Origin of the sequence: Empedobacter sp. R132-2 (assembly GCF_030324375.1) — a bacterium.
Lineage (GTDB): Bacteria > Bacteroidota > Bacteroidia > Flavobacteriales > Weeksellaceae > Empedobacter > Empedobacter falsenii_B.
In genome coordinates this window covers 59,494-83,132 of record NZ_JACAGG010000002.1, presented here as the reverse complement: position 1 = coordinate 83,132, position 23,639 = coordinate 59,494, and the positions used below count along the sequence as shown (strand labels likewise).

The following is a 23,639-nucleotide window of genomic DNA, read 5'->3' as shown; positions in this document are numbered from 1 at the left end:
CGGATTTTTCTATCTAATACACTTCCTCTTTTTTGAAGAAAACCGTGTCATTTCCTTTTCTAAATTTCAGTTCCGAATATCGAATCGTGTAATCATCAGACATTCCATAAGTTTCTAAAATAAAGTTATCCTTAAAACGATAATTTCTATTAGTTTTATGTTTCGCATTCGAACCTAATTCTTCTTTCAAACTCAGTGTTTTCGGATAAATTTTGAAGCGAGGATCAGTTTCTATTCGATTAATAATTGTATTGACATCGGCAGAATCCATTATCAAAACCGTTTCTTGTTTCATATTTTTAATTCCAGAAATATCTGTCGAAACAATTTTTAAATTTCCTTTAAACCCAATTCCAGCTTGGTGTAAATCGGTTTTCAAATCATCATTAGAATACATTTGACTTCTGTAACCATATTTTACCATCGGAATCATCACAATAAAAAAAATCGCGAGCGAAACAATCATTGCAGCCTTGTTGTAGCCAGCCATTCGTAATCCATAATAGATAAATGGAATCAAAATCAATAATACAATTCCGAATATAATGACAGCAATTAATCCTGATTCCATTAGCCGTTAATCATATTTAAAAATTCGTCTTCCGTCAACACGACAACTGTTCCAATTTCTTCTGCTTTTTTCAGTTTACTACCAGCTTTATCGCCAGCAACCAAGAAATTCAAGTTTTTAGAAACCGCAGAAATATTTTTCCCGCCATGATCTTCTACCATCTTTTGCGCATCAGTTCGATTGAATTTTGTCAAAGTTCCTGTAAACAAAAACGTTTTGCCTTCCAAAGAATCTGACAAAGGTTTTGCTTCTTCACCAATCTCGAAATTCAATCCATAATCACGTAAACGTTGAATCAAAATTTGATGTTGTTCTTCTTTGAAATAGTCTTTAATCGAAATTGCAATTTTTTCTCCAACATCTGTCACAGAAACCAATTCTTCCATTGTTGCATTCATCAAACGATTAATAGTTTGAAAATGTTTAACCAATTTTTTAGCAACAGTTTCACCAACATGACGAATTCCAATCGCATACAACACCTTTTCGAAAGGTTGCTCTTTAGATTTTTCGACAGAATTAATAATATTTTGAGCAGATTTTTCTGCCATTCTTTCCAAAGGCAAAATATCTTCTTTTTGTAAAATATAAAAATCAGCAATGTTATTTAGCAAATTTGCTTTGTGTAATAAAACCGCAGTTTCGCCACCAATACTCTCAATATCCATTGCTTTTCGAGAAACAAAATGCTCTAATTTTCCAATAATTTGTGGTTCGCAACCATTCTCATTTGGACAATAATGCTGCGCTTCGCCTTCATTACGAATCAATTCTGTTCCGCAAGAAGGACATTTTTTAATAAATTCGATTTCTTCCGTTCCAGGTTGACGAACATCAGTATTAACACCAACAATTTTCGGAATAATTTCGCCACCTTTTTCTACATAAACCATATCACCAATGCGGATATCCAATTTTTTGATGATATCTTCGTTGTGAACAGAAGCACGTTTTACGATTGTTCCAGCCAAAGAAACAGGCGCAAGATTTGCAACAGGCGTAATCGCTCCAGTTCGACCAACTTGATAATCGATGCTCAATAATTCGGTTTCTGCAGCTTCAGCTTTAAATTTATACGCCATTGCCCAACGAGGAGATTTCGCTGTATAACCTAATTCATCTTGTTGCGAAAAAGAATTCACTTTGATTACAATTCCGTCCGTCTCGTAAGGTAAATTTTTGCGTTCGATATCCCAATGATCTACAAAAGCTAAAACTTCATCCAAAGAAGTACATAATTTTGATGTATTTGGAATCTTAAAACCTAATTCGTCAGCGGCTTGTAGCATTTCCCATTGTGTAGAATAAGGTAAATTATTTCCGATAAAATAATACGGAAAACATTGTAAACCACGTTTGGCAACTTCGGTATTATCTTGTAATTTCAGCGATCCAGAAGCGGTATTTCGAGGATTTGCATACAATTCTAAACCATTATTGGCACGTTCTTCATTAATTGAAGCAAATTTATTAAGCGGAATTGTAATTTCGCCACGCATATAAAATCGTTCAGGATAATTTCCTTTTAATTTTAATGGAACAGATTGTATCGTACGTATATTATTTGTGATTTCATCACCTTGTGTTCCATCACCACGCGTTACAGCCTGCGTTAATTCACCGTTTTCGTACAAAATAGAAATCGAAGCGCCATCATATTTCAATTCACAAACAAATTCTACTTTTTCGCCTAATGTTTTTTCAATTCGTTTTTCCCAATCTTGCAAATCTTCAACTGAATATGAATTGTCTAACGAATACATTCTAAATTCGTGTGTAATTGTCGGAAAATTTTTTGTAACCATTCCACCAACACGTTGAGTAGGCGAATTGACATCAAAAAAGATAGGATTTTCGTCTTCTAATCGTTTCAATTCTTTCAATTTCAAATCAAATTCGAAATCAGAAATTGTCGGATTATCTAAAACGTAATAACTGTAATTATGTTGAGTAAGCTCCTCGCGAAGCGCTAAAATTTTGTCTTGTATTTCCATTTTAAAAATGTTACTGAACAAAGATAAACACTTGAATTAATACGAACAATTTTTAAAATAATTTGGAATGATTTATATTTAGGAATATTTATTGTAACGTTTATAGAAAAATATCAACTATGAATAATTTATTGGAAGTTTTGGACACAAAATCAAAAGGTTTTGAAAATACAGTTTCGATTGTTACAACTGGAGCAGCAGCGGGAATTGCAATTTCGAAGGCAATTAATAAGAATGAAAAAATTGGAGCTGTTGTTGGAGTAGGAGTAGGTTTGCTGGTTTACGCTATGTTTAGTCCTCAAAACAAATTGAAAAAAGTGAATAAAAAATTGGAAAAGCAAATAGAAGAGTTTGAAGCTAAATTGGAAAAATAATCTGTTTTTATTTGTAAGTATTTTAACTTATTTGGTGAGTTTAATTTTGCCTGTTCACTTATTAAGTATTGATTTTATTGAATATTATTCTGGAGATTCTAGAACAGAATATTTGAATTACATATCTAATATTAGGATATATAACGATATCAGAGTTGCCAATTGATTTTATCTGTTGGTTAGGGAACTTTACATTATTATTTTCTTGGATTTTTTATAAGATAAAAATAGGATGAATATTAGGTATTATCGCTGTTATTCAAATGTCATTATACGAAATTAATCATTTAACAAGATTAGATATTTTACAAATACATGAATATGATTTACCACATTTTGGTTATTGGATTTGGTTATTTTCATCCATTTTTGTCCTAATTTATCATTACAAAAAATATAAATTAAAAAGTCAAACATTGTAAAGTTTGACTTTTTAGTTTTGTGATATTCATAATTCGTTCTCGAAGATGATTAGATAGAATTTATTCTTAAGACATTTTAAATGTTTTTATCTTAATAATTATATTGATTTTGAATTAATTAGCAATCCATACTCTATGAAAACCTTTATTTAATGCCAATTTGGACTGATTTTCTTCTATTTTACGAATATGAAAATTCACTCTCGAAGATGATTTAAGTATAAACAAAATTTGCTTGTATAATTTATTGATTCTATATTATATTATATCTATAAAATTAGTCGAGATTAGTGTTGTTTTAGAAAATTGGAATTAATACATTTGTTAAAATAAATACTCTATAAAAACTATAGATATTATATAAGAAAATGAATCAACTAAAAGAGATATTAGAAAAAGTTACAGGACAAGTAAGTTTAGAAGAAAAATTATTTTTTTTGAATAACAACGTTAAAGAAAAAATAGTTTTTTCGACAAGTTTTGGTTTCGAAGATCAAGTTATTTCTCATGTTATTTTAAGTCAAAAATTAGACAATATTAAGATTTTTACTTTAGATACAGGTCGTGTTTTTCAGGAAACGTACAATACGTGGAACAAAACAGAATTTAAATATCAAGCGAAGATTAAACCATTTTATCCACCAACAGAGGAGTTAGAAAATTTTGTTGAAGAAAATGGAATTAATCCTTTTTACGATTCGGTTGATTTAAGAAAACAATGTTGCTATATCAGAAAAGTAATTCCTTTGAATCGTGCATTAAAAGAAGCATCAGTTTGGATTACAGGTTTGCGTGCGGAGCAATCGAATAATCGACATGATATGCACGAAATAGAGTTTGACGAAGAAAAACAATTATTCAAATTCAATCCATTGATTGATTTTACAACAGGGGATTGTTTCGAATATTTGAAAGAAAATAGAGTTCCTTACAACCCGTTACACGACAAGGGTTTTATAAGTATTGGTTGTGCTCCTTGCACACGTGCTATAAACGAAGGTGAAGATTTTCGTGCCGGAAGATGGTGGTGGGAAGACTATAGTAAAAAAGAATGCGGTCTACATGCAAAGTAGACTTCAGGTGTTAATTTAATTTGAATGACTCAGCCTATTTTAGGTTGAGTTTTTTGTTTACTTTTACTAGATAAGTTTCAATAATGGAAATAGAACAAATCTTAAATCAAATTTCGCCACTTTCATCACAGTCTATTCAATTGATAGCAGATAAAATTCAATTGATTCGATTACCAAAAAACACCACGCTTATTGATGCTGATAAAGTTGAGAAAAAGTTATATTTCATCAAAAAAGGAATTGTTCGCGCGTATACGATAGACGATGGAAAAGAAATTACGTTTTGGTTTGGGAAAGAAGGCGATTTGATTTTATCGATGCGAAGTTATGTCGAAAATAAAATTAGTTACGAAACAATCGAATTAATGGAAGATTGTGAGTTATATGAAATTAAATCTTCAGACATACAATTGTTTTATGCGACAAATTTAGAAATTGCAAATTGGGGAAGAAAACTTGCTGAAATTAAATTGATAAAAACTGAAGAGCGTTTTATTTCTAGGCAACTAGGAACGGCGATTGATCGTTATAAAAAATTGTTAGAAGAAAATCCAAGTTTGATTAATCGTGTGCAATTAGGTTATATCGCGTCTTATTTAGGAATTTCTCAAGTGACATTAAGTAGGATTCGCACAGAAATTTAAGCGAATAATTTTTTTACAAATGTAAAAAAAATCTATTTTTTTCTAATTCATCTTTGCATCAAAATATTAACAAAATGAATTGGATTTTATTGATTTTAGGAGGATTATTCGAGATTGGATTTACATCATCTTTAGGGAAAGCCAAAGAAACAACAGGCTCAGAAATGTACATTTGGTATGGCGCTTTTGCAATATGTTTGGTTGCAAGTATGACGTTATTAATCAAAGCAACACAAACTTTACCTTTGGGAACTGCTTATGCTGTTTGGACTGGAATTGGCGCTGTTGGAACAGTTTTAATCGGAATTTTTGTATTCAAAGAACCAGCTAATTTTTGGAGAATATTCTTTATTTTTACATTAATTAGTTCAATTGTAGGATTAAAATTTGTTTCGCATTAATGAACGAAGAAATTACAATAAAAAGAGTTGAAGAAAAACACATTACAGAACTTCAAGAAATCTCTAAAAAGACATTTGCAGATACATTTTCTTCTTCTAACACAGAAGAGGATATGCAAAAATATTTGAACGAAAGTTTTTCAGAAGATCAATTATTAAAAGAATTGAAGAATCAAAATTCGTTGTTCTTTTTTGCAATGATTAACCAAAAAATTGTCGGTTATCTGAAATTAAATATTGGTGATGCTCAAACAGAAGTTTATGATATGAATTCTTTGGAAATTGAAAGAATTTATGTGTTAGAATTGTTTCAAGGAAAGAAAATTGGACAAATTCTTTTTAATAAAGCTGTAGAAATAACTAAAAACCTCAACTTGCATACAATTTGGTTAGGAGTTTGGGAAAAGAATATTTCTGCGATTAATTTCTATTTAAAGAATGGTTTCGAAAAATTCGATCAACATATTTTCAGACTTGGAGATGATGAACAAATAGATTATATGATGAGATTGAAATTATAAGATTTATAATATGTCAAAATGTCTTATTAATTCTATATTTTATTAAGAATGTGAAGTGGTATTGTTTTTGACATTGTAACAAAAAATAATAGATATGGACGCAAATAGAGATTATACATTCGAAGAAATACCAGATAACTCTCACAATGAGCAGGATTTTTATGCAAAATTCAAAGAAAGATTAGATGATGTTCAAAAATTTCCAGCAGATTATTTGTTCAAATTCATTTATCCTTCAAGTGAAGAAACGATGAAAAAAATAAAAGATATTTTTGCAGGAACGAATGCTGAATTTGATTACAAAGCTTCAAAAAATAGAAAATATACATCTATTTCGATTAAACTTTATGTGATTGATGCGGATACAGTAATCAATTATTACAAAGAAGTTTCGAAGATAGAAGGCGTTATAATGTTATAAAAAAAGGTTGCAAATGCAGCCTTTTTTTATCTTTTTAAAAAGAGTAGGGAGGTATCAATTTTTCAATTATGAAATTAATGTTCCCAGAGTAACCCTCTTTATTATGTTAAATACATAATGTGATTATTTTACTTCTTCGATAAAAACAATTGAAATCAATTTTTTAAATTATTATTTTTTTCAACTTGCAAAGATTTATCGGAACTAAATTTTAGTTTATACTTCATTTTATAAAATTTTGAAAGTTAATTTTCAAAATTTTGCATTCTCAATTCATTTCATAAAATCAACTTATTTAGAATAGAATTTTTGCTTTATTAAATTTTCTTAGAAATAGTGAGTTATTAAAGTTATTATTAATCAATTTTAAATACTTGTAAATACTTACAAATATTTGTAAATGGATATATTGCTGAATATAAATTTATTATAATTAATGTAGAATTGTTTTTTAAATGTTTAATCAGATAAATTTTTAGTAAAACTATTTTAATAAGTATAATTGAGCACAAACTTTTGCATCAGATAAAGCTTCATGATGGTTGAGTTGAAGATTAAATCGGCGAGCACAATCGGATAATTTTGTAGGAACAATTCCTTTCTGTTTGAAAATTCTGTATGTACATTCCCACTTTTCGGCAAGGTTAAGTTGAGAGTAATTGAGGCTATAAAACTCCATTGTATTCTTCAAAACAGAACGATCAAACGATTCGTTATGTGCAACAACAAGCTGATTTTGTAAACGATGTTTGATTTCAAAATAGACGTCTTCAAAACTTGGTGCATCAATTGTGTCTTCGGGACGAATTCCATGAACCAAAATATTATGATAATTATATTGATTTTGTGGTGGTTGAATTAACGTGTAATACTCGTCTGTAATCACATTATCTGTCACAGTTACAATTCCAACCGCGCAAGCAGAATTACGATAATTGTTTGCAGTTTCGAAATCGATGGCAACAAAATTTTCCATAATTTATATTTTGTTCGATATAAAATTAATGATATTTTCTTGTTCGAAAGGAGAAAACCAATTGACAGTTTCATCTTTTTTGAACCATGTCATTTGACGTTTTGCAAAACGTCTTGTATTCTTTTTGATTTCTTCTATCGCAAAATCCAATGTAATTTTCTCTTCAAAAAAGTCGAACAATTCTCGATAACCAACAGTTTGCAAAGCATTCAAATCTTTTAAAGGAAATAAATTTTTTGCTTCATTTAATAAACCTTCGTTCATCATAATATCAACTCGACGATTGATTCGGTCGTACATTTCTTCGCGAGGAAGTTCTAAACCGATTTTAATTATGTTAAATGGATGTTTGTTCAAATCTTGATTTCTGAAGTTAGAGAAAGGTAAACCCGAAGATCTAAAAATTTCTAAAGCACGTGTTACACGCTGTTTATTGAAAATATCAACTTCTTCAAAATACTTTGGATCGACTTCTTGCAATTCTTTTTGCAATTTTTCAATTCCAAATTCAGCAAGCTCATTATTCAAATCTTCTCTAATTTTAGGATTAACATCAGGAAATTCGTCAAAGCCAACTGTGATCGCTTTTTCATATAAACCAGATCCACCAACCATGACGCAAATGTCATTTGTTTTGAAATAATTATTCAAAAAAGCTAAGCCATCACGCTCAAAATCACCAACCGAATATTTTTCGTGAATAGAAATATTTTGAATAAAATGATGCTTCACTTCAGTCAATTCTTCCTCAGAAGGAACAGCAGTTCCTATCTTCATTTCTTTGAAAAATTGACGACTATCACAAGAAATAATTTCGGATTGAAAATGTTTTGCAACTTCTATTGCCAAATTGGTTTTACCAATTGCAGTTGGTCCAACAATAGAAATTAAGGTTTTATTATTTTGAATTTTTTGCATGTTATATGAAATCGAGCGCAAGATACTTCGATATTTTATGAAAAGAAAAAGCTTCTATAAAAAATAGAAGCTTTGTAAATTATATTGATCTTTAATTAATCATTAAAGTGGTAAAGGAAAACCACATCCGCCGTATAAGCAGGTTTCGGATTATCTTTAATTTCTAAATTTGCTTCGATGACAACTTTTGCAATTCCTCTCAAATTAGTAATAGATTTCAATTTTGCAGTTAATCTTACCTCACTATCAACCAAAACAGCTTGTCCAAATCTCAAATTTTCAATTCCATAATTGATTAACATTTTGATGTTGCGCACTTCCGCAATTTGATCCCACAAATGTGGAATTAAAGATAGCGTTAAATAACCATGCGCTATTGTTTTTTTGAAAGGTCCTTCGTTAGCTGCTTTTTCAGGATCTGTATGAATCCATTGATGATCTAAAGTTGCATCAGCAAAGCGATTGATTTGTTCTTGATTTATTATATGCCAGTCAGATTTACCGATTTCTTTACCTTCGAAAGCTTTGTATTCATCGAAATTATTAATAATTACCATTATTCAGGTGTTTTAGTTTTTAGTATTGTATTGCTCAAATCTAATGAATAATCGTCAGATAATAAATTTTATTTATGAGAAAGAGAGCATTTTTTGAATAATCTAAAAATAAAAAATCCGACTGAAAATTCAATCGGATTTTTTATAGCTATTTAATTTATTGCTACTCAATAATTTTTGCATCTTCAACATTTGCATAGGCTCTTTGCGTATCTCTCCATGCAAGATATTTAATAATTTCTTTGTTGAAATATTTCATTCCAAAAAGTAAAATCCCAAAATCATCTATCAAACCAAAAGGTCCAAATAGCGCTTCTGGAATAATATCAATAGGAGAAATAATGTATAAAGTTGCTACAAATCCAAGAAATAAATTCATGTTGTCAGGTTTATAACTTCCTTTTTTGTAATCACCTAACATATTGAAAAAAGCCTTTACTTTTTCAAAAAAAGATTTGTCTTTTTGAGCTGCCATTGCTGCTTCTCCAGCGACTTTAAAGAATTTTGATTTTTTCATTTCACAAAATATGTTTTAAAAACGTATTATGTATTACAAAGTACATGCCAAAACATTTAAATTGATTTTTGTGTCATGTTAAAACTTTATGTTACATTGTTTTACTTGTTTTTCTTTTTCAGTTTAATGATTTTTGCATTCAATATTCTGTCAAGCTTTGGATATCTTTCGCGCATTAATTTTGTGCTGTTAAAAATTTCTTCATCTTCCATTGTTTGTCCAGCGTAACCATCATACAAACTTTCTACAACATTCATTCCGTTCACCACTTTTCCAAAACTTGGAAAACCTACTACATCATTGGAATTGATTGTATCCAAACGATGATTATCTTTCAGATTAATAAACAAATCCAAATCTCTTGTGTTTTTTCCTGCGCGCGCAAAACTCAAAGCTCCTTTATTATTTCCAGCAATAACAGGTTCATCTTCTACAATAAACTTTTTCCATTGATTAGAAACAATTGTGTCTGTATTTCCAAATTGGGCGACAAAGTTCGGAACAACACGATAAAAAGTTCCATCTTCGAAAAAATTGTATTTAACCAATTGATAAAAACGATCAACAGCTTTTGGCGATAATTTTCTTTCAACTTCGATATCAATATTTCCTTTTGTTGTTTCAAATCGAGCAACAAAATTTTCTGGTGCCTGTTTCGTTGTCCATTTTTTATGAAAAACCGTTTTGCTAGAAGTACAAGCCGAAAGCGTAATAAGTGTAAATAATGTTAGAGTAATTTGTTTCATGTTCTAATTTTGTGGATTAAACTTAAACAAAAAACGACACTTAGCGTAAGTGTCGTTTCATTATTTTTGCAATTCTTGTTCAATTTTAAAAAACCATTCTGTTTTCTGGTTATAAACTTCCGCTTCGGCAAGCATATAATGTGCTTCTTTGGTTTCTTCATATTTCACGCGATCCATCGTTTCTGGGTTGAAAGGTGGTAAAGGTTGCACTTCTGCACTAAAAGTTTTGGTGTGGCCTTTATATGTAAATGTTTTGGTGATAATTTCTTTTTCCATTGTCTTTTAATCTTTGGTAAAAATACAACTTTTGCAACGGAGAATTTACATTCGGAATAATTTAATTTTTAGGCTGAATTATTTTTTGATAAATAGTAATTTTGCAGCTATATGATTACTCAAAATAATTCTAATCAACAACAAGTTCTTGTCGTTTCTTCGTTTGATGAACTTGTACATACAGCTTTTTCTGGGAAAAATAATGCGATAAATTGGCGGCGAAATTTAGAAGGTGATTTTGAGGAAATTGTGAATCAATTGATTTTAAAAGATGATATTACTGTTATTTCTATTGATGATTTGAATGATTTAGATTTATCTAATGAAGGAATTAAAGCGAGAAATATTTTGATCAATGATTTACAACAATTAACTGATTTTGGCGCTTCGCCAACTTTAAACTTACTGAAATGTTACGAACGCGATACTGAATTTGATTTTATTTCGACAGATGTTTATTCATTTCACGTTGATCGTTCGCCAATTCCTACGGATACTTTTTTGTGCACTTACTATGGCGCTTCCAGTGATATTGTAGCAAATGAAGATGTGGAACAAAAAATTTTGATTCCAGAAATTAGAGAAAAACTATTCGAATTATATGATGGACACATTGATGGTTTTGAAGATTTTTTGAAGGAATATTTCTTTGATTTGCATTATCTAATTCGTCCAGGTGTAGACCCAATTAATTTAGGATTAGGGGATCTTTGGCGATTGGCAGTTGATCATCCAGAACAAAAAGTTTTGCCTTGTGTACATCGCGCGCCGAAAGAAAATAAAGATGAATATCGATTATTGTTAATCTGTTAGGAATAAATTAATCAAATAACTATTAATAAAAATTATATAATTTAGATTCAAAAGATTAGGCTTTTGAATGAAGTCAAGCTTTTATTATTACAATGGTTTCACTAAATTTGCGTACATTTATTGATGAATAATTATTGTTAATTTAATTTCTATTATTATGAACAAAGAATCAGATATACTAAAATTAGAAGAAGCAGGAGCGTTAAATCGTTTAGCTAAATCTGCATCGCAAGCTGCAATTAGAGTTTCAGAAGCATTAGATTTATCAGTTCAATATGTTCAAGGAAATCGAATCATCGAGAGAAAACCTAATGGAGAAATTAAGGTGATTAAAACAATAGATCGAATAAAAGTTCCAGCTGAATTGAAAAAAGGAGCTAAATTATGTCTAAAATAAAACGTTTACGCGTTTTTGCTGGTCCAAATGGATCTGGAAAGTCTACTTTATTCGATTCAATCTCATCAAAATTTAATGCTGGATATTTTATTAATTCAGATTTGATTGAGAAAGAAATTTCTTTAAAAGGTTTTATTGATTTGGATCGATATGAACTAAAACTTACCGAAAAAGATTTTGAAGATTTTAAAACTGAACCTGCTTCAGTTTCATTATTCGAAAAAGCAAATAACGAAGGAAAAGCAATTGATGTGCAGTTTCGAAATAATGTTTTGGTTGATAAATCTAAATCTACACATAGTTACGAAGCGTCTTTTATTACTTCATTTATTCGAAAACACTTATTGATTAAAGGTAAATCTTATTCATTTGAAACGGTAATGAGTCATCCTTCTAAAATTGATGAAATAGTGGATGCTAAAAATCGTGGTTTCAAAACATATATGTATTTTGTCTGTATTGAAGATCCTTTGATTAATATTTCTCGAATTGAAAATAGAGTAGAAAAAGGTGGTCACGCTGTACCAGATGAAAAGGTGATTAAACGATATCATTCTACTTTAATGAATTTATTTCCAGCTTTAAAAATTGTAGATAAAGGCTATATTTTTGATAATTCAACTCAAGAAATGAGATTATTTGCACAAGTTAAGAGAAATGAACTTGAAATAGTTTCGGATAAAGTTCCAAATTGGTTTATAAAACAACTGCAATAAAAATTTTATCTTTGTAATTATAATGGTACAAATGGACGAATTCCAATTTAAAACGCCATTTATTACAAAGATTACATCAAATACTATGGATTTACAAGATCAATTAAAAAATCTTTTTCCTGATCATATACCTGAGCCAGAAGAAGTATCAAATGAAGAACAACATGAGTTATGGATTCAGAAAGAACCATTGATTTGTAAGTTTGAGAAACGAAAAGGGAAAATAAATACAATTATAGAAGGTTACGAAGGAGAAACAGAAGATTTCAAACTTTTAGCAAAAGAAATTAAGCAATTTTTGGGTGTTGGAGGTAGTTTTAAAGACGAACAAATCATCATTCAAGGAGATTATCGCGATAAGATTATGGCTTTCCTGAAAGATAAAGGATTTAAAGTGAAAAGAGTAGGTGGTTAATAATTTCTTTACAATTATTACTGATAAAAATTGTATATTGTTCTCTTATTTTTAATTATAAAATCATGAGTAAAGCAGCATCAGAATTAGTTTTAAATGCAGACGGAAGTGTTTACCATTGTAATATAAGACCAGAGCATTTAGCAGATACTATTATAACTGTTGGTGATCCAAATCGTGTCGAAAAAGTTTCAAGACATTTTGATACAATCGAGCAGACAGCAAGCAAAAGAGAAATTGTGACGCATACAGGAACGTTGAATGGTAAACGTTTAACAGTTATTTCGACTGGTATGGGAACGGATAATATTGATATTGTTTTATCTGAGTTAGACGCTTTGGCTAACATCGATTTGGAAACTGGTGAGATCAAAAAAGATTTCAGAAAATTATCATTTGTTCGTATGGGAACTTCTGGAGCTTTGCAAGCGGATATTCCTGTTGATAGTTTCGTTATTGGTTCTCACGGTTTAGGTTTAGATGGACTTTTGCATTATTATGTTGGGAGCGAAGCGATAATGAATAAAGAGGTAGAAGATGCTTTTATCAAACATGTTGATTGGTCGCCGAATAAAGCGCGTCCATATTTAGTAAAAGGATCTGATTTGTTATTAGATAAATTAGCTTCTGAAAAAACAATTCAAGGAGTAACGGCTACAGCTTGTGGTTTTTACGGACCTCAGGGACGTTATTTGAGATTACAACCAAATCCAGCCGATATTAATGAGCGTTTAACAACTTTTAATTACGAAGGTTTAAGAATCTCTAATTTCGAGATGGAAACTTCTGCAATTTATGGATTATCAGCGATGATGGGACATGAAGCATTGTCGATAAATGCAATTGTTGCAAATAGAATTTTAGGTGAATTTAGTGCCGATTCTTACAAAGCTGTTGATGCAATGATTGAATATTCGTTAGAAAGATTAACAAAATAATTTCGGAATCATATAAAACAAAAGCTCGAGAATTTTCTCGAGCTTTTTTGATTTTATATAATTTAAGAATTTTAATTCAAATTCATTAATTCTTTTGCTTGATTGATTGCTGCATCTGTCAATTCTGAACCAGAAATCATTTGTGCAATTTCTTCTAAACGTTGTTGTTGAGATAATTCAATAACGTTTGTTTGCGTTGTTTCGTTTACGACTTCTTTGTAAACTTTTAGCTGATAATTTCCTTTTGAAGCGACTTGTGGCAAATGCGTAATCACTAAAAGCTGCATATTTTCTGCCATTGTTTGCATTACTTTTCCTGTTTCATTTGCAACTTTTCCAGAAATTCCTGTATCTATTTCATCTAAAATCAACGTTGGTAAATGTTGATGAGTTGCCAATAATTTTTTAATCGCTAACATCAATCGAGACCGTTCTCCACCAGAAACAGATTTTTCAAAAATACGCGGTTCCATTCCTTTGTTTGCTGAGAATAGAAACAAAACTTCATCTTTTCCAGTTGCTGTAAAATCTGTTGTTTCGTTTAATTGAATGGTTAATTGAGAATTTTCCATTCCCAATTGTGACAACGTATTCAAGATATTTTTTCGGATAATTTCGATAGAAGAAATTCTATTTTTTCTAATTTTAATTACTTGTTTTTCAAGTTTTTCTGAAATTGAATTCAATTCTTTATTTAAGTGAATAATTAAATCACTCAAATTATCAAAACCAGAAGTTTGACTTTCTAATTCGTCACGTTTTGCAATTAATTCTTCAACAGAAATCACATTATGTTTACGCAATAATTTATGAATCAAATCGTAACGATCTGTAATTTCTTGTAATCTTTCAGGATTAATTTCAGTCGAATCTATCAAACTACTCATTTCACCAGAAATATCTTGCAATTCTATTTTAGAAGAAATTAATCGTTCGTAAATAGAATTGTATTGCGAATTATAATCCGAAATTTTATTCAATTTATTGCTTGCTTCATTCAATTGAGAAATGATTCCCATCTCTGGATGTTCCAAAAATTGGTAAGTTTCATTCAAAGTCGAAATAATTTCTTCTACGTTTGACAAAGATTTTATTTCGATTTCCAATTCCTCTAATTCTTCATTTTTTAGCGAAGCATTGTTCAATTCTTCCCACAAATGCAATTTATACTCTAAATCTTGTGATTGATTTTCTAATGAATTTTGAGCGTCTTTTATCTTTTTCTTTGTTGAAATATAATGGTTAAAATCCTTCTTATATTCTTTCAACAAGTCTTTATTTTCTCCATAAATATCCAACATCGAAAGTTGAAAATCAGCTTCAAAAATTTTAGGTGTATTAAATTGAGAATGAATATCAATCAATAATTCTGATAATTCTTGTAAAATAGAGACTTTAACAGGCGTATCATTGATAAAAGCACGCGATTTCCCAGAAGGTAATAATTCTCTTCTCAGAATAGATTCGTCTTCATAATCCAAATCATTTTCTTCGAAAAAATCATTCAATTCAAGATTTTTAATCTCAAAAACAGCTTCAATAATACATTTTTCATCAATATTTTTCAAGGCTTTTAAATCGGCACGTTCGCCTAAAACTAATTTTAAAGCACCTAACAAAATCGATTTTCCAGCACCAGTTTCACCAGTAATAGTAGTCATACCCTGATGAAAATCAATCTCCAATTGATCGATAATGGCAAAATTATTAACGCGAAGAGTTTTTAACATTTACTTTTTCAATTTATTCCAATAATTGTCATTGTATTTTGGCGCGATTGAATTTAAAATTCCTTTCAGTTTCTCGATATTCACCGTAGAAACCTGTCCGCCTGAAAATACTTGACTAATTTCGCTATTTTTTGCTGTTAGGAAAAGTTCTAGCGGATAAAATTGAGAATAATTTCCTCTTTGGTAAAATTCTAATTGCAATAATGTATTTCCAATCGCATTTTTCCCACGAACTTCGTTCTCAGACATAATGTCTAAGCCGTTTCTATGATATTGATAGATGATATTTCTAAGTGTAGAATTATCCGATTTTAGAATATTGTTAATTAACGCAGAACGCGATTTTATTCCATCTAATTCGCTCCAACCAGAGAAATTATTATTTGCTTGACCGAAATCTGCAATTTTTTTCGCCATTTTGAAATACTCTGTTCCTCCTTCTTTCGCAAACGTATCTGCATCATATCCCAAAACCAAATAAATGTAATACGTCATTACATCTGTCAAATTTTTTCCACTGAATTTACGATCATTGAAAATTAACTCTTCAGATTCTTGGTATTGAAACGTAAAATTATCGTCAGATAAATTAAGAACAGGCGTATAGTACGTTGAGTTAAAAACAGGACGACGAGATTGTACCAAAATAGTACCTTTCATTCTGTTTCCCTCACGTTCCGTTACATTGATGACGAAACTAGCTTCAATTCTTTCGTATGTTTTTAAACGATCATTTGTCCATTTTGTTGAATTAATAAACGTTTTTAATGATCTTTCTAAAGTTTGATAAACCTGTGTATTAGATCCCTGAACCTGAGAATAATCGACTTTTACATCTGCAATAATATTTTGCGAGAAAGCCGAAATAGCTAAACACGACGAAAAGAAAATTGAGGCTAATTTCTTCATAATAAATTTTATAACTTATTTAAAATGACATTCAAAATATCTTTTGCAACATCTGTTTTTGATTTTGCATCAAATTGTTGCATCGATAAATCTTTATCAATAATTGTAATTTTGTTTGTATTCTTCTGAAAACCAGCTTCTTTATCTTGCATCGAATTAAGAACAATAAAATCAAGATTCTTTTTGGCTAATTTTTTCTTTGCATATTCTTCTTCGTTATTCGTCTCTAATGCAAAACCAACCAATAATTGATGTGTTTTGATTTCGCCTAACGATTTTAGAATATCAGGATTTTTCACCAATTCGATAATTAAATTATCATCGTTTTCTTTCTTAATTTTATGCTCAGCCATTTTTTTTGGACGATAATCTGCAACAGCCGCTGACATTACCACAGCATCAGCATCAGCAAAATTAGCGTACATCGCTTCGTACATATCACGAGCAGAAACAACATTTATTCGATCGATAGGAAAACCTGTAACAGATTCGTGACTTGGACCACTAACCAAGGTAACTTTTGCACCCAAATTAGCAGCAGCTTTTGCAATCTCGAATCCCATTTTTCCCGAAGAATAATTACCTATAAAACGAACAGGATCTAAGTTTTCGTATGTAGGACCAGCAGAAACTACTACTTTTTTTCCGTGAAGTGGGAGAGTAGCTTCGATTGTACTTTCCAAAAACGCAATAATGTTTTCAGGTTCAGCCATTCTACCTTCTCCAATTAATCCACTTGCTAATTCACCAGCTTCGGCAGGAATACAAATATTTCCGAAAGATTCTAATTTAGCAATATTTTCTAAAGTTGATGGATGTTTGTACATATCCAAATCCATTGCTGGAGCAAAATATACAGGACATTTAGCCGAAAGATAAGTAGCTAAAACCAAATTATCACACGTTCCATCTGCCATATGAGAAAGTGTATTTGCTGTACAAGGTGCAATAATCATATAATCTGCCCAAAGTGCATATTCTACATGATTATTCCAATCACCTTTATCGCCAAAAAACTCCCATTCAACTGGATGTTTGGAAAGCGTGGAAAGTGTAAGTGGGGTAACGAAGTTTTGAGCTTCTGGTGTCATAATAACTTTGACATCTGCTCCTTTTTTGATAAGCCCTCTAACAAGAAAAGCGGCTTTGTAGGCCGCTATTCCGGCAGAAACTGCCAAAAGAATTTTTTTACTATGTAAAACAGACATTATTTATCCTCATTTGGATTTCTGTAATATACGTCATTGTCTAACCATTCCTTAACCGCAATAGAAGTCGGTTTTGGTAATCTTTCGTAGAATTTTGAAACTTCGATTTGCTCTCTGTTTTCAAAAACTTCTTCTAAAGAATCTGTATGTGCAGCAAACTCATCCAATTTCTGAATTAATTCAGTTTTCATTTCTTGGTTAATTTGTTCTGCTCTTTTACCCATAATTACAATCGATTCGTATAAGTTTCCTGTTTTCTCATCGATTTTATTACGATCATAAGTTTGTGTTGTTGGTGCTGCACCGATATCCTTGAAATTCATAATGAAAGAATTTTATATATTTTACTATTATTTATTATTTTGCTCTTTGCTTAATTCAGCTTGATCAGCTTCAAATTTCTTTTTAGCTACTTCTATATCAGCTAATTGTTTTTTAGTCTCAACCATATCTTTGTCGATTTTCTCCATCAATTTATCAGCTTCTGCTTTAAATTTTGTTTGCGGATAATATCTTGTTAACAAAAGATATTGCGTTCTGGCATCTTGTAAACGTAAATCTTTGTTCTCGATACGAGAGAAATTTAACGCCAATTCTGTTTTAGAACGTAATGAATACATCATTGCTTCTTCACGAAATTTAGAATCTGGATATTCATCAACCATATTGTCAAAAGAAACTCCAGCAGCCTTATATTTCATTGTTTTGTAATAAACTTTAGAAATTTCGAAAGACTTTAATTCTAATTTTTGTCTAAGTTCTGTAATATAATTATTCGCTTCTGCAACGTGTGCTGATTCTGGATACGAATTGATAAATCCTTGTAACTCACTGATTGCTGTGTACGTACTTGTTTGATCCAAGTCATATTTTGGCGAATCTTTGTAATAAGAAAATGCCGATTTGAATAAAGCTTCTTCTGCACGGCTATCCATAGGATAAGCTCCTGCAAAGCTTTTGAATTGATGTCCTGCTAAACGGAAACTTTTTTCGTTAAAGTTACCTTGTGCCATATTATAGGCAATGTCCGCAGATTTTTCTGTTCCTACAAATGATGTAGAAATTTTTTCATACAATTCGTTTGCCAAATCATATTTACCATCTTGATACAATTGTGTAGCCAATGTAAAGATTTCGTCTTTATCCGTACTTTTCATCGCTTTGTTATAGGTCTTGTTACAAGACACTAAAGAAGCGCCAATTAAAACTACTAAGCTTAGTTTTTTAAACATTCTGCAAATTTAATAAAATTTGAGGACTAAAGTATAAAATATTTTTTTCTTATCCTCTTAATAAAATCTCAAAGTTTTGATTTATTCCGCTGTTGTGTCTGTACTTAATGTAACTATATCACGATCAAATAGATATAAACCTCCTTTGTCAGATCCAATCATTTCTAGCTTATCTAAGATATTTCTTGCTAATTTTTCTTCTTCAATTTGCTCAGAAACATACCATTGCAAGAAATTGTGAGTTGAATAATCTCTTTCTTCTAATGTTAAGCCTACAATTTCGTTAATTGATTCAGAAACAAAGCATTCGTGGTTTAAAATTGCAGTAAAAACTTCTTTCAATGTTGTGAAATCTTGTTTTGGTTCTTCAATTTGTGGAACAAACGCTTTTCCGCCTCTTTCGTTAATAAATTTAATTAATTTTAACATATGCATACGTTCTTCGTCTGCATGCGAGTACAAGAAATTTGCAGTTCCTTCTAAACCTTTCACTTCAGCCCAAGAAGCCATAGCTAAATATAATTGAGAAGAATCTCCTTCTAATTTGATTTGTTTGTTTAATGCGTCTAATATTGTATCTTTTATCATAGCTTTATTTTTTTAGATGTTTGATAATAATTGGTTAATTTTTGTTGTCAAATTAGCTGATGCTGGAACTAAAGGTAATCTTGTAAATGGTTTACAAACTCCTTTTTTATCTAAAACAGCTTTTATTCCGCAAGGATTTCCTTCCTCGAAGATAGCACGTGTAATTTCTACAACTTTGTAATGACCTTCGTAAGCAGCAACAACTTCTTTGTTGATTGCTTTGCGAATCATATCTGTAAAAACAGTTGGAACACCTTGTCCAATAACAGAAATAACACCAGAACCTCCAGCTAAAGTCATTGGAACAGCGAATTCATCATCACCAGAAATAATATTGAAATCTTCGCGTGTATTTTTACGGATAATATCTGTTGATTGTAAGAAATCTGGTGAAGCTTCTTTAATCGCAACAATATTTTTGAATTCATTTGCTAAACGAATTGTTGTATCTGCTGAGATATTAGAACCCGTTCTACCAGGAACATTATACAAAATAATGTTGGCGTCTGTACTTTCTGCAATCGCTTTATAATGTTGATAAATCCCTTCTTGATTTGGTTTATTATAATAAGGAGAAACCGTAAGAACTGCGATATAATCACTCAAATCTGTTTCTTGATATCCATTAATAACTTCTGCCGTATTGTTACCTCCAATACCCAAAACCATCGGAACACGATTAGCATTCGCCTTCTTTATTGTTTCGATTACCTGTTTCTTTTCATCTTTTGTAAGTGTTGCTGCTTCTGCAGTAGTTCCTAAAATAACTAAATACTCAACACCGCCATCGATACTATAGTTTACTAAATTTTCTAATGCAGTATAATCTACGGTACCATCTTGTTGAAAAGGCGTAACCAAAGCAACTCCTGTCCCAATTAATTGTTTCATCTTTTATAAATGTTATTAAATCTAATACTAAGTTAAAATTCGGAATTATATCTTGAATAATCAAATAATAGTGCTAATCTATAATTGGTCTTAGATAAAATCCAAAATCTTTCAAAAATAGCGATTAATTTATAGGAATAAAATTAATTTAAGCCAATGTTTTATGATTTTACTTATAAAAAAAAGCCACTCAAAACGAGTGGCTCATATTATTTCTAACTTTAGATTAGTTAAATGTATATTTAAATCCTAAAGAAAAACGACCAGCTTCAAAATCTGAATCATTTGATAATCTCCAATCAGGCTTCCAATCAAAATGTAAAGCCAAAGGAGCAGATGGAATTTTATATTCTAAACCTGCTTGTGGACGAATACCAAATATTGTTTTATCTTCATAATATCCTTTATCTACAAAAGTTAATTGAGGTCCAACCCCTACATACCATCCTAAGCCATTTGTACCAGAAAAAGGTTGATTATATGTATAATCTGCACCTAAAACAGTAACATGATCTCCAAACATCACCTGTACATTACCAGCGTTTTTACCATCAAAAGAGTGTTTGAATTGTGGACCTACTAATGTTTCTCCATCTCCTAAATCTACAACAACACCTAAAGCATTTTTATAGTTTTGAGCATTTACTTGAGAAATTCCTAATGCCATTACAGCAACTAATAATACTTTTTTCATTTTTATTAAATTTTCAGTTTTTAACTTTGTTATACCATCTATTTTACAAAAAGCGTGCAAATGTTATCTTAATGTTAAGTTTTAACATTTTTAATCGAATAATAATTATATATATTGCTTTGTATGAGTAAGATATTTGGTTAATTTAAAATCATTCTAAAGTTTAAACTTTTACATTATTCTCTTAAAAAAGTTAATTTTGTAGAAACAAAACAATAATGATTAAAACTGTAATTTTCGATATGGACGGCGTAATCGTCGATACAGAACCAGTACATAAATATGCTTATTTCGAACATTATAAAGAACTGAATATTCCAGTTACGGAAGAATTATTTGCTACATTTACAGGACAATCGACAAAGAATGTTTATCAAATTCTGAAAGATAAATTTGATCTGAAAGAAGAAGTGAACGATTTGGTTTTGAGAAAACGTACCATCTTTAATGAAGCTTTTGACACAAAACCTGATTTGTATTTGATTGACGGGGTTGAGAGTTTGATTAAAGATTTATACAGTAATGGAATCGAACTGATTTTGGCGTCCTCGGCTTCAAAATCGACAATTGATCGAGTTTTTAATCGTTTTGAGTTGAATCAATATTTTACACATAAAATTTCTGGCGAAAACTTTCCGAAGTCAAAACCAGATCCTGCTATTTTTCTATATGCAGCTGATTTGGCTAAATCTAAACATGCTGAATGTATAGTTATCGAAGATAGTAAAAACGGAGTGGAAGCGGCTTCCCGTGCGAATTTGTATTGTTTAGGTTACAAAAGTGCAAATTCGAAACAACAAGATATTTCAAAAGCAAATTGTATTGTAGATGATTTTAATGCGATTGATGCAAATTTTATTAAAGAATTTGAATTAACAATTTAAGATTAATCAATAATCTTAAATTGTTTCATTAAGAAAATGGCATTCATCATTTTGGTTGTGCCTTTTCTTAATTTATAATCTGAATAATAATTGTTGTCCACGTTTTTTAATTCGAAACAATAATTAATAATATGATCCGGGTTTTCACCTTCCATTTTCGTTAATTCTAAATCGTGAGTCGCGATAAAACCAATCAATTTTGTAGGAGATTTAATCAATTTTTCTAAAAATTTTTGCGAACCAATTAGTTTATCTTCTGAATTTGTTCCTTTTAAAATCTCATCTAAAATGATGATTTGTGGTTGATCATTTTCTAAACGTTCAATCAAAATTTTCAATTTATTAATTTCATTTTTGAAATAAGAATCGCCAGAAGACAGATTATCGACTGTCCTGATACTTGTAAATAAATCCATTGGATAAAATGACATTTTTTCTGCACTCACTTTTGAGCCATTCATTGCCAAAACCAAATTTGTTCCAACTGTTCTCAAAAAAGTACTTTTTCCAGCCATATTTGCACCTGTAATAATCGCAATATTGTTTGGACGATTGGTTTCAAAATCATTTTTCACAACTGTTTTTTCATCTAATAAAAGGTGAAAACCATTCGTAATTTTTAACGCATAAGGTTCATCTACAATTTCGGGATATGTAAATGATGTATGTTTATCATTGAAAATAGCAAAAGAAACGAAGGCCTCTAATTTCGCCAATTCATCTAACCAAGGTTTGATTTGATGAACCGTTTTTTGAACTTCATTTTCAAATTTGATCGAATAATGTAATCGCCATAAGAAAAAAGTATTTAATACAAAGCCTAAAATCGGGAAATTTGCTGCATCTAAAGTTTCTTTTGTTGAAGAAATTGTCTTGATTAAATCCGATGATTTGAAAGGATTTACAAATGTATTTTGAATTTCAACATTTAGTTTTGATTCAAATTTTTCTTCTTCAATATGTCGAAAAACTTCATATAAATTATCCAATTCATCTGCTTTCATTGTCGTATAAGCTGCTATTCGTCGAAGTTGTTGTTTATAAAACATGGAAATTGCATTCGAAATAATAACTGCGCCTAGAATCCAATAAAAAACAATTTCTTTCGGAAAACTAATAATTGCTAAAGCGATAAAACATAAAATATTCAGAACAGAAAAGATTAGTGGAAGTAATTTTATTGAATTAGTATTGAATACACGATTTTCGAACACAAAAATTGAAGATTGATTCATGTTTAATCGCTTTGTAAATGTCAAAAATGTCACTATCCAATTTCTTTTTTCAGCCAATTCTGTAAATGCATTTTGTCTATCAATAATTTCTGATTTGTCTAAAATCAAATTCGATAAAAAATGTTTCAACTGTAAATTTCCAATTCGAGTTTGCGTTTTATTGATCCGATTGAAGATTGAATTTCCTTCCAAAATATCTAAATCTTTGTTGTAAACATTATTGAACTGAGAATTATCTTCAACAAATGGATCGATAGAATCATCAGATTTTATTTGATTAATAATTTCTAAAGCTTGAATTGAATAATTGAGTTCCGAAGAAATTTTAGAAGTTTTAACCACTAAAACGATGAAAACTATAAATAAAATAGAAGAAATAATCAAATATAAATTGTTGCTCGACGTGACGTAAAGCAAGAAAAATACAACCGAAATAATAAATGCAACAAGCCTGATATTGCTGATTTTATTCTTTTTAGATTTCAATAAATTAAAATCATTTTGTAGTTTTTCTTCTATTTTTAGATAGTCTTCCATTCTTAATTTTATTTCTGATTAAAAGTAGTGGTATAAATAAT

29 protein-coding genes are annotated in these 23,639 nt (G+C 30.2%); 12 read left to right on the top strand and 17 right to left on the bottom strand.

The genetic code is table 11. From position 1 onward, the window contains the following. Nucleotides 1-13: 13 nt before the first annotated feature. A complete protein-coding gene (locus HXZ69_RS02110; RefSeq protein WP_286494852.1) occupies nt 14-571 on the bottom strand; it encodes a hypothetical protein in 558 nt (185 codons plus the stop codon). Further along, a complete protein-coding gene (ligA, locus tag HXZ69_RS02105) occupies nt 571-2,565 on the bottom strand; it encodes an NAD-dependent DNA ligase LigA (protein ID WP_286494851.1) in 1,995 nt (664 codons plus the stop codon). Before ligA ends, HXZ69_RS02110 begins: the two co-directional genes overlap by 1 nt. A 119-nt stretch (nt 2,566-2,684) precedes the next feature. Between ligA and HXZ69_RS02100 the strand changes: the two genes are divergently transcribed. The 6 genes from HXZ69_RS02100 to HXZ69_RS02075 all read left to right on the top strand — a co-directional run bounded on the left by HXZ69_RS02100 (nt 2,685) and on the right by HXZ69_RS02075 (nt 6,421). Beyond that, nucleotides 2,685-2,939, top strand: coding sequence for a hypothetical protein (locus tag HXZ69_RS02100; protein ID WP_286476998.1), 255 nt, complete (start codon nt 2,685-2,687; stop codon nt 2,937-2,939). 790 nt (nt 2,940-3,729) lie between these two features. Next, a complete protein-coding gene (locus tag HXZ69_RS02095) occupies nt 3,730-4,434 on the top strand; it encodes a phosphoadenylyl-sulfate reductase (protein WP_286494849.1) in 705 nt (234 codons plus the stop codon). A gap of 83 nt (nt 4,435-4,517) precedes the next feature. Beyond that, the gene (locus HXZ69_RS02090; protein WP_286494847.1) at nt 4,518-5,078 is read left to right on the top strand and encodes a Crp/Fnr family transcriptional regulator; all 561 of its coding nucleotides are present in this window, start codon (nt 4,518-4,520) and stop codon (nt 5,076-5,078) included. 74 nt (nt 5,079-5,152) lie between these two features. Further along, a complete protein-coding gene (locus HXZ69_RS02085) occupies nt 5,153-5,479 on the top strand; it encodes a DMT family transporter (protein ID WP_219034623.1) in 327 nt (108 codons plus the stop codon). Then, nucleotides 5,479-6,000 carry a GNAT family N-acetyltransferase gene (locus HXZ69_RS02080; RefSeq protein WP_286494846.1) on the top strand — a complete coding sequence of 174 codons (522 nt, stop codon included), beginning with the start codon at nt 5,479-5,481 and terminating at the stop codon, nt 5,998-6,000. Before HXZ69_RS02085 ends, HXZ69_RS02080 begins: the two co-directional genes overlap by 1 nt. 94 nt (nt 6,001-6,094) lie before the next feature. Beyond that, nucleotides 6,095-6,421 carry a DUF493 family protein gene (locus HXZ69_RS02075; protein WP_286494845.1) on the top strand — a complete coding sequence of 109 codons (327 nt, stop codon included), beginning with the start codon at nt 6,095-6,097 and terminating at the stop codon, nt 6,419-6,421. Nucleotides 6,422-6,905: 484 nt separating this feature from the next. Here the strand turns inward: HXZ69_RS02075 and HXZ69_RS02070 are convergent, their stop codons facing one another. The 6 genes from HXZ69_RS02070 to HXZ69_RS02045 all read right to left on the bottom strand — a co-directional run bounded on the left by HXZ69_RS02070 (nt 6,906) and on the right by HXZ69_RS02045 (nt 10,411). Further along, the gene (locus tag HXZ69_RS02070; protein ID WP_038334348.1) at nt 6,906-7,397 is read right to left on the bottom strand and encodes a 3'-5' exonuclease; all 492 of its coding nucleotides are present in this window, start codon (nt 7,395-7,397) and stop codon (nt 6,906-6,908) included. Nucleotides 7,398-7,400: 3 nt separating this feature from the next. Next, nucleotides 7,401-8,315: a tRNA (adenosine(37)-N6)-dimethylallyltransferase MiaA gene (gene miaA / locus HXZ69_RS02065; protein ID WP_286494844.1), complete on the bottom strand. Its 915-nt coding sequence runs from the start codon at nt 8,313-8,315 to the stop codon at nt 7,401-7,403. A gap of 95 nt (nt 8,316-8,410) precedes the next feature. Beyond that, complete coding sequence (locus HXZ69_RS02060) at nt 8,411-8,872, bottom strand: MaoC family dehydratase (RefSeq protein WP_038334338.1); 462 nt, start codon at nt 8,870-8,872, stop codon at nt 8,411-8,413. A gap of 163 nt (nt 8,873-9,035) precedes the next feature. After that, nucleotides 9,036-9,389, bottom strand: coding sequence for a YkvA family protein (locus HXZ69_RS02055; protein WP_115000587.1), 354 nt, complete (start codon nt 9,387-9,389; stop codon nt 9,036-9,038). A 101-nt stretch (nt 9,390-9,490) separates the two neighbouring features. Further along, nucleotides 9,491-10,135: a peptidylprolyl isomerase gene (locus HXZ69_RS02050; protein ID WP_221854483.1), complete on the bottom strand. Its 645-nt coding sequence runs from the start codon at nt 10,133-10,135 to the stop codon at nt 9,491-9,493. A gap of 60 nt (nt 10,136-10,195) precedes the next feature. Continuing rightward, nucleotides 10,196-10,411 (bottom strand): hypothetical protein, encoded by a 216-nt coding sequence (locus HXZ69_RS02045; RefSeq protein ID WP_038334324.1) that lies wholly within the window; start codon nt 10,409-10,411, stop codon nt 10,196-10,198. A gap of 111 nt (nt 10,412-10,522) precedes the next feature. Here HXZ69_RS02045 and HXZ69_RS02040 point away from each other — a divergent pair, with 111 nt between their 5' ends. From HXZ69_RS02040 to HXZ69_RS02020, 5 genes are all read left to right on the top strand, one after another. Further along, on the top strand, nt 10,523-11,224 hold the full coding sequence (locus HXZ69_RS02040) for a DUF1826 domain-containing protein (protein ID WP_221854482.1): 702 nt from the start codon (nt 10,523-10,525) through the stop codon (nt 11,222-11,224). Between the two features lie 157 nt (nt 11,225-11,381). Further along, complete coding sequence (locus HXZ69_RS02035) at nt 11,382-11,621, top strand: hypothetical protein (protein ID WP_038334320.1); 240 nt, start codon at nt 11,382-11,384, stop codon at nt 11,619-11,621. Continuing rightward, complete coding sequence (locus HXZ69_RS02030; RefSeq protein WP_221854480.1) at nt 11,609-12,337, top strand: ATPase; 729 nt, start codon at nt 11,609-11,611, stop codon at nt 12,335-12,337. Before HXZ69_RS02035 ends, HXZ69_RS02030 begins: the two co-directional genes overlap by 13 nt. 85 nt (nt 12,338-12,422) lie before the next feature. After that, nucleotides 12,423-12,752: a translation initiation factor gene (locus HXZ69_RS02025; protein WP_115002063.1), complete on the top strand. Its 330-nt coding sequence runs from the start codon at nt 12,423-12,425 to the stop codon at nt 12,750-12,752. Nucleotides 12,753-12,817: 65 nt separating this feature from the next. After that, the gene (locus HXZ69_RS02020; RefSeq protein ID WP_286494841.1) at nt 12,818-13,690 is read left to right on the top strand and encodes a nucleoside phosphorylase; all 873 of its coding nucleotides are present in this window, start codon (nt 12,818-12,820) and stop codon (nt 13,688-13,690) included. A gap of 71 nt (nt 13,691-13,761) precedes the next feature. Here the strand turns inward: HXZ69_RS02020 and recN are convergent, their stop codons facing one another. From recN to HXZ69_RS01980, 8 genes are all read right to left on the bottom strand, one after another. Beyond that, a complete protein-coding gene (gene recN / locus HXZ69_RS02015) occupies nt 13,762-15,420 on the bottom strand; it encodes a DNA repair protein RecN (RefSeq protein WP_280048868.1) in 1,659 nt (552 codons plus the stop codon). Continuing rightward, nucleotides 15,421-16,329, bottom strand: coding sequence for a type IX secretion system protein PorD (gene porD, locus HXZ69_RS02010; protein ID WP_286494840.1), 909 nt, complete (start codon nt 16,327-16,329; stop codon nt 15,421-15,423). It abuts the gene before it with no gap. A gap of 8 nt (nt 16,330-16,337) precedes the next feature. Continuing rightward, nucleotides 16,338-17,537: a bifunctional phosphopantothenoylcysteine decarboxylase/phosphopantothenate--cysteine ligase CoaBC gene (coaBC, locus tag HXZ69_RS02005; RefSeq protein ID WP_286494839.1), complete on the bottom strand. Its 1,200-nt coding sequence runs from the start codon at nt 17,535-17,537 to the stop codon at nt 16,338-16,340. Beyond that, nucleotides 17,537-17,860, bottom strand: coding sequence for a DNA-directed RNA polymerase subunit omega (locus HXZ69_RS02000; protein ID WP_019973784.1), 324 nt, complete (start codon nt 17,858-17,860; stop codon nt 17,537-17,539). Before HXZ69_RS02000 ends, coaBC begins: the two co-directional genes overlap by 1 nt. Nucleotides 17,861-17,887: 27 nt before the next feature. After that, nucleotides 17,888-18,769 carry an outer membrane protein assembly factor BamD gene (locus tag HXZ69_RS01995; protein WP_038334250.1) on the bottom strand — a complete coding sequence of 294 codons (882 nt, stop codon included), beginning with the start codon at nt 18,767-18,769 and terminating at the stop codon, nt 17,888-17,890. 81 nt (nt 18,770-18,850) lie between these two features. Further along, entirely contained in the window at nt 18,851-19,357 is a 507-nt protein-coding gene (locus HXZ69_RS01990; protein WP_038334248.1) for a ferritin, read from the bottom strand. Between the two features lie 12 nt (nt 19,358-19,369). After that, nucleotides 19,370-20,248 carry a 4-hydroxy-tetrahydrodipicolinate synthase gene (gene dapA, locus HXZ69_RS01985; RefSeq protein ID WP_115000572.1) on the bottom strand — a complete coding sequence of 293 codons (879 nt, stop codon included), beginning with the start codon at nt 20,246-20,248 and terminating at the stop codon, nt 19,370-19,372. Nucleotides 20,249-20,474: 226 nt separating this feature from the next. Next, nucleotides 20,475-20,942 carry a hypothetical protein gene (locus tag HXZ69_RS01980; protein WP_038334238.1) on the bottom strand — a complete coding sequence of 156 codons (468 nt, stop codon included), beginning with the start codon at nt 20,940-20,942 and terminating at the stop codon, nt 20,475-20,477. 218 nt (nt 20,943-21,160) lie between these two features. On the opposite strand from HXZ69_RS01980, the gene HXZ69_RS01975 reads away from it, so the two are divergent. Next, complete coding sequence (locus tag HXZ69_RS01975; protein WP_221854475.1) at nt 21,161-21,826, top strand: HAD family hydrolase; 666 nt, start codon at nt 21,161-21,163, stop codon at nt 21,824-21,826. Nucleotides 21,827-21,828: 2 nt separating this feature from the next. Here the strand turns inward: HXZ69_RS01975 and HXZ69_RS01970 are convergent, their stop codons facing one another. After that, nucleotides 21,829-23,598 (bottom strand): MutS-related protein, encoded by a 1,770-nt coding sequence (locus tag HXZ69_RS01970; RefSeq protein ID WP_286494837.1) that lies wholly within the window; start codon nt 23,596-23,598, stop codon nt 21,829-21,831. Nucleotides 23,599-23,639 lie beyond the last annotated feature (41 nt).